Origin of the sequence: Acinetobacter pullicarnis (genome assembly GCF_006352475.1) — a bacterium.
Taxonomy (GTDB): Bacteria; Pseudomonadota; Gammaproteobacteria; order Pseudomonadales; family Moraxellaceae; genus Acinetobacter; species Acinetobacter pullicarnis.
The window spans coordinates 819,951-837,461 of sequence record NZ_VCMZ01000001.1; the positions used below are offsets into that span (position 1 = coordinate 819,951).

Below are 17,511 nucleotides of genomic sequence, written 5' to 3' on the forward strand. Positions count from 1 at the left end.
TTTTAATCGCTATTCACAGTTATAATGCAAACGCTCAAACAATTACAAATCCCTTATAGTTTTGCAAAAAAACATGGCATTTTACTGCGCTATGACAGTGATCAAGTATATATTGTTCGCCGTGAAGATACTGCACAAATCGCCTTGCAAGAAGCACGACGTTATGTTGGTAGACCAGTCCAGTATCAGTTAAGTAGTGAATCTGATTTTGATCAACTACTGAGTTCAAGTTATGCTGGTGAAACTGGGGAATCCCAACAAGTCGCTGCAGGCCTTGAAGATCACCCCGATTTATTGAGCTTGGCAGACCAAGTACCTGAAACTGAAGATCTAATGGATCAGGAAGATGATGCGCCAATTGTGCGATTAATCAATGCTTTGCTTTCAGAAGCTATTCGTGTCAATGCCTCCGATATTCATATTGAATCCTTTGAAAAAAAACTGTCTGTGCGTTTGCGTGTTGATGGTCAGTTGCGTGAAATCGTACAGCCGCGTCGTGAATTGGCACCATTGCTGGTATCGCGTATTAAAGTCATGGCAAAACTGGATATTGCTGAAAAACGCGTACCACAAGATGGTCGTATTTCACTGCGTTTAGCCGGACGTGAAGTGGATGTCCGTGTTTCGACTTTGCCATCCTCACACGGTGAGCGCGTGGTGATGCGTTTGCTAGACAAGCAAGCTGGCCGTTTGAACATGACCCATTTGGGCTTGATGGCCGAAGACTATGAGCGCATGAACCAACTGGTACATCGACCGCACGGAATTATTTTGGTTACAGGGCCAACAGGTTCGGGTAAAACCACCACGCTTTATGCGGCTTTGTCTGATTTAAATGATGGCTCTAAAAATATTCTGACCGCAGAAGATCCGATTGAGTATCAACTTGAGGGGATTGGGCAAACGCAGGTCAATACCAAAGTGGATATGACTTTTGCGCGCGCCTTAAAAGCCATGTTGCGCCAAGATCCTGATGTGGTGATGGTCGGGGAGATCCGTGATCTTGAAACTGCAGAAATTGCCGTTCAAGCATCATTAACAGGTCACTTGGTTTTATCGACGCTGCATACCAATACTGCGATTGGTGCAGTGACTCGTCTGCAAGATATGGGCATTGAACCATTTTTACTTTCAAGTTCGTTAATTGGTGTGGTCGCACAACGTTTGGTGCGTACCCTTTGTGTACATTGTCATACTTGGCACGAAGCGGACCCTTTTCAAGCCGAACTGTTTAAACAGCTCAGTGCTGAACCAGTATTGAAATTGCCACAGCCACAAGGCTGTGAGCAGTGTTCACATACGGGTTTTAGTGGCCGTACCGCGATTTATGAAATTGTACCCATTGATGATCAAATGCGTCGATTCATTCATGGCAACACTGCTGAATATGAGCTTGAACGTTATGCACGTAAACAATCCAGTTCGATTCGTGATGATGGTCTGCGTAAAGTGCTGAAAGGGAAGACCACGGTGGAAGAAGTGCTTAGGGTGACCAATGCGATTGAAGAGTAAACAAGGCCACTGAAAAACAGAAATGCCCCAATTGAATTGGGGCATTTCTTTATATGATGAGATTGGTTTTAATCAATTTTTAGTGACTAAACGAAAGTAGTTTTCGGTGCTCAAGTAAAGGCATTGCTAGACGAGTGGCTTGTTGCTGTGCAAGGTCAAACGGAACGGTAATCAGTTGTGTACCTTCAGTCGAGACGATATCAAGGAGTTTACCGCGACTATCTGCTGCTGCAGCATGTCCCCAAGTCTGACGCTTTTCGCCGTGCCACCCTTGTTGTGCTGCCCCCAATACCTGACATTGGCTATCCATTGCTCTGGCTTGAATCAATAACTGCCAATGCATTTGCCCAGTTGTATAGGTAAATGCGGCAGGTGCGGTGAGGATGTTGGCACCTAAATGTCTGAGACGTAATGCCATTTCAGGAAAGCGTAAATCGTAGCAAACCATCATGCCGATGTTGCCAAACGGAGTTGCAGCAACAACCAGTTCAGAGCCAGGTTCAAAAAACTTAGATTCTTGATAGCCACCGACACCATCACCGACCTGTACGTCGAATAGATGGATTTTGTCATAACGTGCCTCAGTACCTTCTGGACTAATGCAAAGGCTTACGGTGCGAACACGTCCATCGCTGACAATGCGACCATCTGGACGAAAAGGACACGGTAAGGTACCTGCAATTATCCAAATTTGGTATTGATGTGCTAAAGCTTCTAGGCGTTGTTGAATCTCTTCAAATCGTTCCGCTGTTTCGCGCTGCTTACCTGCAGCAAAACAGACGAAATTTTCAGGAAAAACCACTAAAGATGAACCTTGTGACTGGCTTTGTTGGAGTAAAGACTCAATGATATTGAAATTGGCTTCAATATCATTTTGAGAATTCATTTGTGCGACAGAAAGCAAGGTCATGATCAATTCCTTTTGATTTAAGCGTTTTGCTGATCAGATACAGATTCCATTGTATCTTTATGTTTTTCGAGTTTTTTCACCAATGGCTCAAACATATTCTGATTATTTTGATTGAGTTTCATCAAGGTTTTATGCGCATCTAAAACCGTAGACAACATGGCATTATGGCTAACATTGTCATCGATTAATGCACGCGTGCAGACCGTTGGATCCCCACAATAGTTAAGGATCACAAAAACCTGCCCTAAGCCCATACTATTGGCTAAGGTTGTGATATCTGGATTTGTAGATAACATGACGGCTTGGATGTGGTGGATTTGCTTAAGCTTAAGACCTAATTTTGCTAAAACACCTAATACCGTGCTATCGATAAATGTGGTTTGGGTTAAATCAACAATTGCGCCAATGACGTTTTTTTGTTGTTCAATCCTTTCCAAAAGTTTGTCTAGACTAATACAAGACTGAGCGCGCACTTCACCAATAAGTTTAAAGATGTGGGTGCCATCCAAGCTTGCATATTCAACATGACCTGTTGACATATAAATGCCATTTGCAGAGAAGGGTGGGAAAATTATCACATAGCGCAAGTCGATACTCAAGTAGGAACGTAACTTAGAGTGCTATATTTTTTTGTATTCTATTGATTATAAAGCTAATTCATTCTTCTAAGGCTGAGTATCGCGATGTCATCAGCAACATGACTCGGTGCTTGAAATGATTGATTTTGCAAATGATGGACCAATTGGGCGAATTGCTCACTCAGACCACCATCAAATGGTTCGAGTGCACCATCTGAACAAATAATAAACCGAGCATGACGTGTTAGAAAGCATTCGAACTCTTCAACTTCTAAGTCTTCGGTAAGACCAAGTGGAAAACTGCTGGTGTTTAATATTTTAGGTGCTTGATTTGGTTCAAATATAATAGCAGGAGGATAATGCCCTGCACTTGACCACTTCAATGCATGTGTTTCTAGATTTAAGGTTCCTGCAATCATGGTGATATGTTTTTCTATGTTTTCTTGAACGAGCATACCATTAAGTTTTTTAATCAATTCGCGTGGAGTTTTTGAGCGACCATGGAAGGCTGCCATCCATGAGGTAAGTAATGAGCTGGTTACGCCATGGCCAGAAACATCAGCGAGGTAAAACATAATCTCTTTATCGCTAATTTTCCAATAATCATACCAATCACCAGACAAATAAGCCGAAGGTTGAAAGAGGGTTTCAACTTTGTAATTTTGCAGATCGATTGGATTGGGAAGAAGTTTTTTTTGTAGATCTGCGGCTGAGGGCAAGTCACGACTGTCTTGATTGCGTTTATATTGGGCATCAATTTTCAGTAATGAGTGTTCAAGATCACTGGGTAAACTGCTCCAAATCCAGCCAGCTAATGCGCCAAGCTCCCAAGCTTGTGACAATGCACTCCCTTCATCTTCTTGTGCCATCACCACAGTGGGTAGGCACCACTGATATTCTAGATAGTCCTGAACATCAGCGATGGCAATGATCGTGGGATCATATAGATGAATATCGTCTATGCGAATCATGTGTAAATTTGGAAGTGCATCAATAATTTGATCCAAATTTGCAATGCTTCGTGTGGGCTGAATGAAATACATAGAAAAGATAGTGCATCCTGTTCGGGCGGAAAAGTTGTCTTGATTCATGTATTAAGTAAAATAGCCATAAAACATGAATTTTGACGAATTAAGCATGATAAAACTTATATCATGCTTTTAACAATAGATTGAAAAGATGAGCAATACGTTAATTTATTTGATCTTCATCAATGTCATCACCTAGATCATCATCGATGAAGCCAATTGCTTCAGCATTATTACCTTTCTTTTCTGCAATTTCAAAGTTCTTGCGTTGTAGGTATATATCACGTAATGCTGCATAGCGGTCACCTCGGAGTGAACCATCTATGTCTAAGAATTGTGAGCGTGAATCAATACCACCTAAGGCAGCATTGGACCATTCTATGCCATATTGATCATTATTTGAGAGAATATGATTGGTTGGAGTTGCATAGGCATTTGTAACGTAGTCAAGTGAGTTTCTTAGTGTACTTGGTCCGAGTATAGGTAACATTAGATAAGGTCCACTTGGAACACCGTAATATCCTAAAGTATTACCCATGGTTTCTTCTTCGGTATTCAATCCCAGTCTACGTGCAGGATCGGCTAAGCCTAAAGAGGTTAATGTATTGATGGTGAAGCGGCCAAGAGATTTGGCTGCACGAATGGGTCTACCTTGCACCAATTGGTTGACTGCATTCCATGGCTCAAGCATGTTTTTTCGAAAGAGGCGATAAGAGGTTCGTGTTTCTACTGGAACCTTGGCATTGTATTGAACGGCTAAAGGTCGGGCAATATTCCGGTCTAAGCTGTCGTTGAATTTATAGATTTCACGATTGAGTCCTTGCAATGGATCTTTAACCTCATCTGCTTGGGCTGCATTCGCATTTACTTTTAAATCACTAAGATGAATGTTTTTGAGCTCTTTTAACGCTTGAAAGCGAGAGCTTTTAATATTTTCTTCTTCAGACGTACTGTTGCTATTTTCTTTTTCAAGAGCGTTGGTGTCTTGATTTTCAACGTTATTCAGAATAGAGGTTGCATCTTGAGCAAATACTGAAGATGTAAAAGCTAAACTAAGCATGGTTGCCCACAAGTAATTGAATTGATGCATGTGAATCTCTAGATCTAGTTGATTTAAAAGTGTTTTTTGCATTATAGGTGAGATAATACCTGCTTATTCTAGCAGCATTTAACAATGATGTATCAAATCTAATAAGGTCAATGTTTTTAAATGTTAATACTTTTTGGTTAAAAAAGAGACGCTTGATTTTAAAAGTTGAATTTAGGGGTTGCGCACGATTTTTTTTCGCCTATAATGCACATCCATCGGCGGTGATGTTAATAAGAACTTGTTGAATAACAAGCACTTAGCTTTAAGTTAAGGTGTTTGGATTGCAGATAGGGGCTTTAAATTAAATAACATTACTTGTTGACTTTCTAAATAAAGAGAGTAACATAGCCGACCTAGCTTGCTGCTGACGAAGCAGTAAGTAAATCATTAAGAGATTATGAAGAACAACTTGTGTGGATTTTTACTGGTTGATTGATCAAATATTATCATTGATTGATTGGTAGAAATTACTCGAAGTTTATTTGAGAAATATTTGTCAGTTATTTGATGAGCCAAGATTTGTAGCCATAAGCTACTAATGATTTTTAACTGAAGAGTTTGATCATGGCTCAGATTGAACGCTGGCGGCAGGCTTAACACATGCAAGTCGAGCGGGGAAAGGTAGCTTGCTACCTGACCTAGCGGCGGACGGGTGAGTAATACTTAGGAATCTGCCTATTAGTGGGGGACAACGTTTCGAAAGGGACGCTAATACCGCATACGCCCTACGGGGGAAAGCAGGGGATCACTTGTGACCTTGCGCTAATAGATGAGCCTAAGTCGGATTAGCTAGTTGGTGGGGTAAAGGCCTACCAAGGCGACGATCTGTAGCGGGTCTGAGAGGATGATCCGCCACACTGGGACTGAGACACGGCCCAGACTCCTACGGGAGGCAGCAGTGGGGAATATTGGACAATGGGGGGAACCCTGATCCAGCCATGCCGCGTGTGTGAAGAAGGCCTTATGGTTGTAAAGCACTTTAAGCGAGGAGGAGGCTCCTATAGATAATACCTATAGTGAGTGGACGTTACTCGCAGAATAAGCACCGGCTAACTCTGTGCCAGCAGCCGCGGTAATACAGAGGGTGCAAGCGTTAATCGGATTTACTGGGCGTAAAGCGTACGTAGGCGGCTAATTAAGTCGGATGTGAAATCCCCGAGCTCAACTTGGGAATTGCATTCGATACTGGTTAGCTAGAGTATGGGAGAGGATGGTAGAATTCCAGGTGTAGCGGTGAAATGCGTAGAGATCTGGAGGAATACCGATGGCGAAGGCAGCCATCTGGCCTAATACTGACGCTGAGGTACGAAAGCATGGGGAGCAAACAGGATTAGATACCCTGGTAGTCCATGCCGTAAACGATGTCTACTAGCCGTTGGGGCCTTTGAGGCTTTAGTGGCGCAGCTAACGCGATAAGTAGACCGCCTGGGGAGTACGGTCGCAAGACTAAAACTCAAATGAATTGACGGGGGCCCGCACAAGCGGTGGAGCATGTGGTTTAATTCGATGCAACGCGAAGAACCTTACCTGGTCTTGACATAGTAAGAACTTTCCAGAGATGGATTGGTGCCTTCGGGAACTTACATACAGGTGCTGCATGGCTGTCGTCAGCTCGTGTCGTGAGATGTTGGGTTAAGTCCCGCAACGAGCGCAACCCTTTTCCTTATTTGCCAGCGGGTTAAGCCGGGAACTTTAAGGATACTGCCAGTGACAAACTGGAGGAAGGCGGGGACGACGTCAAGTCATCATGGCCCTTACGACCAGGGCTACACACGTGCTACAATGGTCGGTACAAAGGGTTGCTACCTAGCGATAGGATGCTAATCTCAAAAAGCCGATCGTAGTCCGGATTGGAGTCTGCAACTCGACTCCATGAAGTCGGAATCGCTAGTAATCGCGGATCAGAATGCCGCGGTGAATACGTTCCCGGGCCTTGTACACACCGCCCGTCACACCATGGGAGTTTGTTGCACCAGAAGTAGGTAGGGTAACCGTAAGGAGCCCGCTTACCACGGTGTGGCCAACGACTGGGGTGAAGTCGTAACAAGGTAGCCGTAGGGGAACCTGCGGCTGGATCACCTCCTTAACGAAAGATTGACGATCGGTAAGAATCCACAACAAGTTGTTCTTCAACTGTGTCTTGCAAAAGATTTAAAGCGATTCGTTGCTTTAGGTTTTCTCAGGGTCTGTAGCTCAGTTGGTTAGAGCACACGCTTGATAAGCGTGGGGTCACAAGTTCAAGTCTCGTCAGACCCACCATTCACTTTTTAAGTGTGGTGATAAAACGATGTTTTAGAACTTATGAGAAGCAAAGATAGAGTATCTCGAATAGATTATCTGGGGACTTAGCTTAGTTGGTAGAGCGCTTGCCTTGCACGCAGGAGGTCAACGGTTCGACTCCGTTAGTCTCCACCATATAAAGTTAGGTTTCTGGAATCAGAAACAAAGAATTTAACTGCAAAGTTAGATTATAGAATTTAGTAAAAGTTGTTCTTCATATCTTGGTGATCAATTTTATTAAGTTCTGTGATTTATCACAGTTTGCTACGACCTGACGAAGGCGTAGTTAATCATTAACAGATTGGCAAATTTGAGTTGAAATTAATTGTTTTAGCTCATTGTTTCGAAAGGAACGATGAGTACTAGCGAAGAAATTAACTGAATCAAGCGTTTTGGAAAACGAAAATAGATTGAAGCTGTACAGTGTTTAAATACACAGTACTTCAAACTGTAATGTTGCTAACCCTCCTTGTAGGGGTTACGACTGTTTGGGGTTGTATAGTCAAGTAATTAAGTGCATGTGGTGGATGCCTTGGCAGTCAGAGGCGATGAAAGACGTAATAGCCTGCGATAAGCTCCGGGGAGGCGGCAAATATCCTTTGATCCGGAGATTTCTGAATGGGGAAACCCACCTACTATAAGGTAGGTATCGTATGATGAATACATAGTCATACGAGGCGAACGAGGGGAAGTGAAACATCTCAGTACCCTTAGGAAAAGAAATCAATTGAGATTCCGTCAGTAGCGGCGAGCGAACGCGGATCAGCCCATTAAGTTATGTGTGTTTTAGTGGAATGCTCTGGGAAGTGCAACCATAGTGGGTGATAGTCCTGTACACGAAAGGGCACACATAATGATGACGAGTAGGGCGAGGCACGTGAAACCTTGTCTGAATATGGGGGGACCATCCTCCAAGGCTAAATACTCCTGACTGACCGATAGTGAACCAGTACCGTGAGGGAAAGGCGAAAAGAACCCCTGTGAGGGGAGTGAAATAGATCCTGAAACCGCATGCATACAAGCAGTGGGAGCCGACTTGTTCGGTGACTGCGTACCTTTTGTATAATGGGTCAGCGACTTATATTCAGTAGCAAGGTTAACCGTATAGGGGAGCCGTAGAGAAATCGAGTCTTAATAGGGCGTTTAGTTGCTGGGTATAGACCCGAAACCAGGTGATCTATCCATGAGCAGGTTGAAGGTTGGGTAACACTAACTGGAGGACCGAACCCACCGTCGTTGAAAAGCCGGGGGATGACTTGTGGATAGGGGTGAAAGGCTAATCAAACTTGGTGATAGCTGGTTCTCCCCGAAAGCTATTTAGGTAGCGCCTCGGACGAATACCATTGGGGGTAGAGCACTGTTTCGGCTAGGGGGTCATCCCGACTTACCAAACCGATGCAAACTCCGAATACCAATGAGTACTATCCGGGAGACAGACTGCGGGTGCTAACGTCCGTAGTCAAGAGGAAAACAATCCAGACCGCCAGCTAAGGCCCCAAAATTATAGTTAAGTGGGAAACGATGTGGGAAGGCATAGACAGCTAGGAGGTTGGCTTAGAAGCAGCCACCCTTTAAAGAAAGCGTAATAGCTCACTAGTCGAGTCGGCCTGCGCGGAAGATGTAACGGGGCTAAAACTATATGCCGAAGCTGCGGATGCATAATTTATTATGCGTGGTAGGGGAGCGTTCTGTAAGCCGATGAAGGTGTATTGAGAAGTATGCTGGAGGTATCAGAAGTGCGAATGCTGACGTGAGTAACGACAATGCGAGTGAAAAACTCGCACGCTGAAAGACCAAGGGTTCCAGTCCAACGTTAATCGGGGCTGGGTGAGTCGACCCCTAAGGCGAGGCCGAGAGGCGTAGTCGATGGGAAATTGGTTAATATTCCAATACTTCTGTGTAATGCGATGAGAGGACGGAGAAGGTTAAGTCAGCCTGGCGTTGGTTGTCCAGGTGAAAGGTTGTAGGCATGTATCTTAGGCAAATCCGGGGTACTCTATGCTGAGAACTGATACCAAGCTAGTTTACTAGCGAAGTGGCTGATACCCTGCTTCCAGGAAAAGTCTCTAAGCTTCAGTTACACAGGAATCGTACCCGAAACCGACACAGGTGGTCAGGTCGAGTAGACCAAAGCGCTTGAGAGAACTCTGCTGAAGGAACTAGGCAAAATGGTACCGTAACTTCGGGAGAAGGTACGCTGTTGACGGTGATAGGATTTACTCCTTGAGCGGTTGACAGCCTCAGAAACCAGGCCCCTGCAACTGTTTATTAAAAACATAGCACTCTGCAAACACGAAAGTGGACGTATAGGGTGTGATGCCTGCCCGGTGCTGGAAGGTTAATTGATGGGGTTAGCGTAAGCGAAGCTCTTGATCGAAGCCCCAGTAAACGGCGGCCGTAACTATAACGGTCCTAAGGTAGCGAAATTCCTTGTCGGGTAAGTTCCGACCTGCACGAATGGCATAATGATGGGGGCGCTGTCTCCAGCAGAGACTCAGTGAAATCGAAATCGCCGTGAAGATGCGGTGTACCCGCGGCTAGACGGAAAGACCCCGTGAACCTTTACTGCAGCTTGACATTGAACTTTGATCTTACTTGTGTAGGATAGGTGGGAGGCTTTGAAGTAGCGACGCTAGTTGCTATGGAGCCATCCTTGAAATACCACCCTGGTAATATTGAGGTTCTAACTCTGTCCCGTTATCCGGGACGAGGACCATGTCTGGTGGGTAGTTTGACTGGGGCGGTCTCCTCCTAAAGAGTAACGGAGGAGTACGAAGGTGCGCTCAGCGTGGTCGGAAATCACGCGTAGAGTATAAAGGCAAAAGCGCGCTTAACTGCGAGACCAACAAGTCGAGCAGGTACGAAAGTAGGTCTTAGTGATCCGGTGGTTCTGTATGGAAGGGCCATCGCTCAACGGATAAAAGGTACTCTGGGGATAACAGGCTGATACCGCCCAAGAGTTCATATCGACGGCGGTGTTTGGCACCTCGATGTCGGCTCATCTCATCCTGGGGCTGAAGCAGGTCCCAAGGGTATGGCTGTTCGCCATTTAAAGAGGTACGCGAGCTGGGTTTAGAACGTCGTGAGACAGTTCGGTCCCTATCTACCGTGGGCGCTGGAAATTTGAGAGGATCTGCTCCTAGTACGAGAGGACCAGAGTGGACGAACCTCTGGTGTACCGGTTGTGACGCCAGTCGCATCGCCGGGTAGCTATGTTCGGAAGGGATAACCGCTGAAAGCATCTAAGCGGGAAGCCTACCTCAAGATAAGATTTCCCAAGGACTTTATGTCCTCTAAAGAGCCGTTGAAGACTACGACGTTGATAGGTTGGATGTGGAAGCATAGCGATATGTGAAGCTGACCAATACTAATTGCTCGTGAGGCTTGACTATACAACACCCAAGCAGTTGTATGCGCAATCTATTCTTTGACAAATCGCTTGATTTAGTTAATCAAACCGCTAAAATAAACAAAAAATTTCAACTCAATCAGCCCTTCTGTTAATAACTCTTTTGGTTAAGATAGTACGGATGTCGAATACGACGTAAAACCCGAAATCACCATAAACAGTTGTGCTGGCGACAATAGCAAGAGTGAACCACCTGATCCCTTCCCGAACTCAGAAGTGAAACCTCTTTGCGCTGATGGTAGTGTGGGGTTACCCATGTGAGAGTAAGTCATCGCCAGCTCATTAATTCCTAAAAACACCCCAGTCAGCGACTGGGGTGTTTTTTTATGCACGGAAAATGAAATGGAAAAAAACGTGGAAGTGCCAAAGTGAAGCGAATGAATGACGGGGTTATTGAGCAATTGGCTTATTATAAAAATAAATTTGAGGGTTCTGTATTTCATTTACCACTGCAGGTTTTGCGTTTAAGGCATTAATTAAATTTTTATGATGTTGTTCAACAGATTTTGCATATTTAAGTCCTTGTTGACGCATTCTACTATTCGACTGATAACCATAAGGGCCAACATTATAATAGGCTAAGGCTTTTGACCAGTTTCCTGCTTGCTCATTGTATTTAGATAAAATAAAACTACCACATTGGATATTGATGTGCTCATTATAAAGATCACCATTACATTTATTTTGCCAATATTGAGGCATAACTTGAGTTAAACCTACTGCACCTGCTGAAGAAACAACACTACTTCGGTAACTTGATTCTTGTTGTATCATTGCTGCAATTAAAAAAGGTGAAATACCGTGACGGTCGGCACTTTGGATAATGATTGGAGACAATCGATTTGCTGTATGCATTGGAACGGAAAAGGCTTTTTGTAAACCTGCAGATAAATGCTTTATACGTGTGAATTGAGTTGTTGTTACTGAGGGAGGGGAGGAGTTGGTATGAATCAGTGGCGGACGAGATGTTGATGTCGTAGTACAAGCATTTAGCAAATAACTACTCAAAACAATTGTACTTATATTAATCAAGAAAAAAGGTTTATAAAAATGACAATGGTGCTTTAAAGAAGTGAACTTCGAAATTGACAAAATAATATACCAATGCTAAATCTTGAGAGATTTATATTAGATAGTGATATATGCATGGTCAAAGGCAGAAGGCTGATAACCTTTCCATAAATTAATATATTTAAATACAGCTCAATTAAACATGAAGTAAATCAATTCTTAATGGCATTTAATTTTGACCATTTATCTGAAAAATTAAAGACAATAGCTAAGTTTTCAGATGAGTGAACCGCAATAAGAGAAAACTTACTGCGGTTGTTTTACATGATTCAGTCGTGAATTTAAGTCTCAGCTATTCATAAAACAAGAGCCCTGAGTTGGTAGAGCCTTAATGAACCATTGAAATTTTATCTAAGAAGTGCTGTGTACGTTCATGGCGCTGTTCAGGATGTTCAAAAAAAGCTTTGGTTGAACAGTCTTCCAAAATTTTTCCTTGATCCATGAAAATAACGCGATTAGATACTTTACGAGCAAAGCCCATTTCGTGAGTGACGCACATCATTGTCATTCCTTCTTGAGCCAATTGAGTCATGACTTCTAGAACTTCACCGACCATTTCAGGATCAAGTGCAGAGGTTGGTTCATCAAATAACATGCAAACAGGGTCCATACATAGACCGCGCGCGATTGCGACACGTTGCTGTTGGCCACCAGACAATTGGCCTGGGAATTTATCTTTATGCGAAGCGAGTCCAACACGCTCTAAATATTGGAGTGCTTTCTGCTTGGCCTCACTGTTCGAGCGCTGAAGAACTTTAACTTGGCCAATCATTAAGTTGTCGAGCACGGTCATGTGTGGAAACAACTCAAAATGTTGAAAGACCATACCGACATGTGAGCGGAATTGCGCTAAATTCGTTTTAGGATCTTTAAGCACAGTCCCATTAACAACAATATTGCCTTCTTGAAAAGGTTCGAGCGCATTAACTGTTTTAATCAGTGTGGATTTTCCAGAACCCGAAGGTCCGCAAACGACAACAACCTCACCTTTTTCAATGCTGGTGGTACAGTCGTTTAATACTTGAAAATCTCCGTACCATTTTGAGATATGTTGTATTTCTATCATTGGCATATTGATTCTCCAGTTAACGAATAATGGCGATTTTTTGATTTAATTGCTTCACTAAGCGTGAGAGCGCAAAGGAAATACAGAAATAAACAATGGCAACAACTAAATAGAAGGTTGCTTTGGTTTCTGAACCATATGTATTGGCCAATGTGTTGGCATTGCCAAGGAAGTCTGGTGCACTAATCACATAAACCAAAGAGACATCTTGGAATAGCACAATGGATTGGGTAAGCAAGATCGGCAACATGTTACGAAATGCTTGAGGCAAGATGACGCTACGCATGGTCTGTGCATAGGTAAATCCAAGTGCATAGCCTGCATTGGCTTGACCTTTTGAGACAGATTGAATCCCAGAGCGAACAATTTCAGAGAAAAAAGCAGCTTCAAAAATTGCAAATGTAACGACACTCGAGAAGAGTGGGCCATAATAGGTATCTGATTGAAAATCAAAGAACTTTGGCAGTAAAAAGTAGAAGATAAAAATGACTTGAATCAGTGGTACACCACGGAAGAAATCGACATAGAGCTTTGCGAAGTTGCTTGCAGTTTTACTGTTGGAAAGTCGCATCATCGCCAATGGTGTACCAATCAAGATGCCACCAATTACAGATAAAATGGTAACTGTCGCAGTAAATTTAAAACCGCTGATGAGGGTGCTTATTACATCGGGGTTTTGTAAGACGCTAAAATCCATAATTATTCCCTCCCTGAGCCAAGTCCAGGGACAGACATTCGTCTTTCTATCCAAGCCATAAGGAATTTAATGCAATAGGTAATAATTAAATAAACTGGAGTAGATAGAATTAAGATCACAATGTCCTGAGAGGTTTCTTCTCGCATGGTTTTGGTGTAGGCGAAGAAATTAAGGACACTAAGAGCGTAAAGAACGGCCGAGTTTTTAAATACATTCATTGCTTCGGAGGTTAGGGTTGGCCATACAATCCGATAAGCAACAGGAAGAATGACATAGCGATAACTCTGGCTTTGGGTTAAACCAATTGCAAAAGCTGCATTTTTTTGACCACGCGAAATAGTTTCGATTCCAGCACGGACTTGTTCTGCAATACGTGCAGCGGTATAGAGTCCAAGGGCAAACACCCCAATTACTGCTGGATTGTCATTTAAAATGTTTTGCCACCAGCCACCGTTAACAATTTCACCACTTCCCGTACTTAAGCTCAGCGGGAGGAGTTCTGGGAAAACAAAAGCCCAGAAAAAAAGCTGTACAATTAAAGGAATATTTCGAAATAATTCGACATAACAGGTCCCAATGAATGCAATATATTTATTGGGTACTGTTCGGATAATACCAATTAATGAGCCTAGAACTAGCGCAACAAAAAAAGCAGCGATAGATGTCCAGAGCATGGTCCATACACCGGTGCCTAACATTTGTAGCCACGTTGGGGCATCGGCAACAGGTGAATAACTTGCACCGCCAATCGTTTGGCAAATGGATTCGGCCCAAGCTGCTTTGTCTAAATTATATTCATTGGAGGGCAAACAATATGCAGTCCAGTTCAATGAGCCAACAGACATGTGTGCTCCTTATTATTTTTTGATCAGTGTGCAGAATCTAAGCCATTGACTTATTTTCAATAGCTTAGATCAATGTGTTAGGTGTTGAGCGGCTTTTACTTTAGGCCAATGTCATTCGGGCTGGCTTTCAATTTTAAATAAGATGAACTCATTGGCATGTTCATATTGATATTCTTCGGTGCGATTGGTGATTGGAACCATTTTTTGTAGAGTGTTGCCATTTGTCCACTTTTCCACATGTTGGTAACAACTCGGTCAGCAATGGCTTTAAAGGCAGGATCATCTTTTGGCAACATAATGCCGTAGGGTTCTGAAGAAAGAACAGGGCCTACGATTTTAAAATCCTTTGGATTTGAAGACTTCGCAATTAAGCCTGCTAAAATATTGTCATCCATCACAAATGCAGCTGCGCGACCGGATGCCATCATTGCAAATGAGTCTGAGTGGTCTTTTCCGTAGACATTATTGACTGTAATGTTTTGCCCTTTTTCATTCATTTTGATGTATTTGTCTGAAGTCGTCCCTTGTGTCGTGACCACGGCTTTACCATTTAGATTGGCAATGCTGGTGATTGGGGCATTGGCTTTGACGGCCATACGGACTTCGGTTGTATAGTAGCTCGTTGAAAAGCTTACTTGTTGTTGGCGTTGAATCGAGTTGGTGGTCGTACCACATTCCATATCAATATTTCCAGCAAGCATTTCTGGAATACGTGTAGAAGAGGTAACGGCTTTATATTCAACCTTCAAATTTGGCATTTTCAGGTCTTTTTTCAATTGATTGGCAAAGTTATTACAGATATCAACTGCATAACCCATTGGTTTTCCAGCTACAACATAGGAAATGGGGTCCGAAGATTCACGGTAACCAATAATGACTTTTCCAGATTTTTTGATCTTAGCTAGGGTATCTGCTGCATGAACCTCAGATAAAGTTCCGCCAGCAATGAGTAGACCAAGGGCGATACTAAATACTTTTTTACTGTTGTTTTTCATTTGTAGATTCCGTTTTTTAAGATGACAAGCAGATGCTTGAATCAGGTTGCTTCCATTATTCAGGGGAGATCCCTTGGTCATCACGCTTGATCCTTCAAACATGATGCATTTTTATATTGTTCAATTTGACTAGGATTAAAAAAGCTTTAATCAAAATCACAATGCTTCATATCACGGTTGTGACAGCTGTATTCTATTTTAAAAAAACAAATAAAATAGTCTCAGAGCTATTTATTTCAGCTTATAAACCTTAACCATATATTTAGATACTTGATGTTGGTATGCCATCAGAGAAGTAAACTCGGATGACCAATAGAACATTGCAGGTATTATTTAATAAATGAGCTCATCGCATAAAAAATATACCATGTTAATATTTTTTATGCATTTTTTAATAAAATAATATAAACATGGTATATCGAGGCTAATTTTCCTGTGTTATAAACAAAGACTAGGCATATTTCTTGCTTAGGGTGGTGCGACTGGAAAAGGGATGTGGCTATGAAGTTATCAGTAGGATTAAAAGTTGCAAATTCATTATCGCTTACTCCGCAATTGCAACAAGCAATTCGCCTACTTCAACTTTCTAGCCTAGAGCTTGAGCAAGAAGTACAATTACAACTTGAAACTAATCCACTGCTTGAAAAAATAGAAGAAGAGCATGGACAAGAACAACCAGAACAAGTCCAACAAGAGGTCTCGGAACGAGAGCTTTCTGATGCATTAAATGCAGATCATTTACCCACAGAACTTCCTGTTGATGTTGAGTGGGATGATATTTATAGCTATCAACCGACAAGTGCGGAACGCCCTGAATATGAAGAGCGCGAAGATAATCGGCAAGCGCAAGGGACCTTAAAAGAGCATATGCTCAGCCAAGTGAATCTATTGCATTTTTCTTCGATTGATAAGTTGATTGCTTACTGCATTGTAGATGCTTTAGATGACAAAGGTTTTCTGGCTGTTGAGGTCACCGAAATCTTAGAGTCCGTGCAGCATTTATTAAGGCAAATGGACTATGTCGATGAAGTGGAAGAAGATGAGGTTTTGGTTGTATTAAAGTACATTCAACGACTTGATCCTGTTGGCGTCGGTGCAAGAAGTCTGGTGGAATGTTTGACATTACAACTTGAGATACTACCGACTGAAACAGCCTTTCGAGCAGATGCTTTGGCTTTGCTGAAGTATTATGAACTTTTTATTGCGAATGATTTAAATCGGCTATTAAAACAGAGCGGCTTAAACACAACGCAGCTTAAATCTGCTGTTGAGTTATTGAAAGGTTTGACGCCTTATCCAGGAATTCCTTTTGAATCAAAGGAGATGGATTATCAAATTCCAGATGTCGTGGTCTCTAAAAAAGAAGAGGCTTGGCATGTGCAATTGAATCCAGATGTGATTCCCAAACTCAAAGTTAATCCATTTTATGCAGGAATGATTCGTAGAGCAGATCAGAGTGAAGACAATCAATATTTGCGTAATCAAATGCTTGATGCAAAAAACTTTATTAAAAGTATAGATGAACGGCATAAAACCTTGTTAAAGGTTGCCAGTTGTATTGTGCAACATCAACGGAAATTTTTAGATATTGGTGCTGAAGGAATGGTTCCACTGGTACTTCGCGATATTGCCGATGAAGTTGAGTTACATGAGTCAACGGTTTCACGTGTCACCACCAATAAATATTTGCTGACACCGCGTGGTTTATTTGAATTGAAATACTTCTTTTCGAGCCATGTGGGAACCACGTCAGGGGGGGAGGTTTCATCGACTGCGATTCGAGCCAAAATCAAAAAGATTGTTGCTGAGGAAAATCCATGCAAACCCTTGTCAGATAACAGTATTGCAAACCTGCTGAAACAAGATGGGATTGAGGTGGCGCGCAGAACTGTAGCGAAATATCGTGAATCATTACATATTCCATCATCCTCTGATAGAAAAGTCTTGATCTAACTTTCAAAGTATGGCTATTCTAGCTGTTCATTATGACGAAATAATGAATTCTTTTAATTTGGAGTAGCTGAAATGAT

11 protein-coding genes, 2 tRNA genes and 3 rRNA genes are annotated in these 17,511 nt (G+C 42.6%); 7 read left to right on the plus strand and 9 right to left on the minus strand.

Annotated elements, in window-relative coordinates:
* The first annotated feature begins 24 nt into the window (after positions 1–24).
* Entirely contained in the window at positions 25–1,512 is a 1,488-nt protein-coding gene (gene gspE / locus FD716_RS03455) for a type II secretion system ATPase GspE (protein WP_139850972.1), read from the plus strand.
* Between the two features lie 79 nt (positions 1,513–1,591).
* On the opposite strand, the gene FD716_RS03460 is transcribed toward gspE, so the two are convergent.
* The 4 genes from FD716_RS03460 to FD716_RS03475 all read right to left on the minus strand — a co-directional run bounded on the left by FD716_RS03460 (position 1,592) and on the right by FD716_RS03475 (position 5,118).
* Positions 1,592–2,422, minus strand: a complete 831-nt coding sequence (locus FD716_RS03460) for a carbon-nitrogen hydrolase family protein (protein ID WP_139850973.1) — start codon at positions 2,420–2,422, stop codon at positions 1,592–1,594.
* A gap of 17 nt (positions 2,423–2,439) precedes the next feature.
* Complete coding sequence (gene gigB / locus FD716_RS03465) at positions 2,440–2,961, minus strand: anti-anti-sigma factor GigB (RefSeq protein WP_139850974.1); 522 nt, start codon at positions 2,959–2,961, stop codon at positions 2,440–2,442.
* 113 nt (positions 2,962–3,074) lie between these two features.
* Entirely contained in the window at positions 3,075–4,043 is a 969-nt protein-coding gene (gene gigA / locus FD716_RS03470; RefSeq protein ID WP_139850975.1) for an RsbU family protein phosphatase GigA, read from the minus strand.
* Positions 4,044–4,191: 148 nt separating this feature from the next.
* Positions 4,192–5,118, minus strand: coding sequence for an MlaA family lipoprotein (locus FD716_RS03475; protein ID WP_139850976.1), 927 nt, complete (start codon positions 5,116–5,118; stop codon positions 4,192–4,194).
* Between the two features lie 546 nt (positions 5,119–5,664).
* Between FD716_RS03475 and FD716_RS03480 the strand changes: the two genes are divergently transcribed.
* From FD716_RS03480 to rrf, 5 genes are all read left to right on the plus strand, one after another.
* Positions 5,665–7,204: ribosomal RNA gene (locus FD716_RS03480) — 16S ribosomal RNA — on the plus strand.
* Positions 7,205–7,300: 96 nt separating this feature from the next.
* Positions 7,301–7,377 (plus strand) — tRNA-Ile (locus tag FD716_RS03485).
* 80 nt (positions 7,378–7,457) lie between these two features.
* A tRNA-Ala gene (locus tag FD716_RS03490) sits at positions 7,458–7,533 on the plus strand.
* Positions 7,534–7,898: 365 nt separating this feature from the next.
* Positions 7,899–10,790: ribosomal RNA gene (locus FD716_RS03495) — 23S ribosomal RNA — on the plus strand.
* Between the two features lie 182 nt (positions 10,791–10,972).
* A 5S ribosomal RNA gene (rrf, locus tag FD716_RS03500) occupies positions 10,973–11,087 on the plus strand.
* The 16S, 23S and 5S rRNA genes sit together here with 2 tRNA genes alongside, the layout of an rRNA operon.
* Positions 11,088–11,197: 110 nt before the next feature.
* Here the strand turns inward: rrf and FD716_RS03505 are convergent.
* The 5 genes from FD716_RS03505 to FD716_RS03525 form a co-directional block, all read right to left on the minus strand.
* Positions 11,198–11,839 (minus strand): transglycosylase SLT domain-containing protein, encoded by a 642-nt coding sequence (locus FD716_RS03505; protein ID WP_407641913.1) that lies wholly within the window; start codon positions 11,837–11,839, stop codon positions 11,198–11,200.
* 367 nt (positions 11,840–12,206) lie between these two features.
* Entirely contained in the window at positions 12,207–12,950 is a 744-nt protein-coding gene (locus FD716_RS03510) for an amino acid ABC transporter ATP-binding protein (RefSeq protein WP_139850977.1), read from the minus strand.
* Between the two features lie 13 nt (positions 12,951–12,963).
* Positions 12,964–13,641 carry an amino acid ABC transporter permease gene (locus FD716_RS03515; protein ID WP_139850978.1) on the minus strand — a complete coding sequence of 226 codons (678 nt, stop codon included), beginning with the start codon at positions 13,639–13,641 and terminating at the stop codon, positions 12,964–12,966.
* 2 nt (positions 13,642–13,643) lie between these two features.
* A complete protein-coding gene (locus FD716_RS03520; protein ID WP_139850979.1) occupies positions 13,644–14,486 on the minus strand; it encodes an amino acid ABC transporter permease in 843 nt (280 codons plus the stop codon).
* Positions 14,487–14,581: 95 nt separating this feature from the next.
* Positions 14,582–15,481, minus strand: a complete 900-nt coding sequence (locus tag FD716_RS03525; protein WP_139853602.1) for an amino acid ABC transporter substrate-binding protein — start codon at positions 15,479–15,481, stop codon at positions 14,582–14,584.
* Positions 15,482–15,982: 501 nt separating this feature from the next.
* On the opposite strand from FD716_RS03525, the gene FD716_RS03530 reads away from it, so the two are divergent.
* Positions 15,983–17,434 carry an RNA polymerase factor sigma-54 gene (locus FD716_RS03530; RefSeq protein ID WP_139850980.1) on the plus strand — a complete coding sequence of 484 codons (1,452 nt, stop codon included), beginning with the start codon at positions 15,983–15,985 and terminating at the stop codon, positions 17,432–17,434.
* Positions 17,435–17,511: the final 77 nt, after the last annotated feature.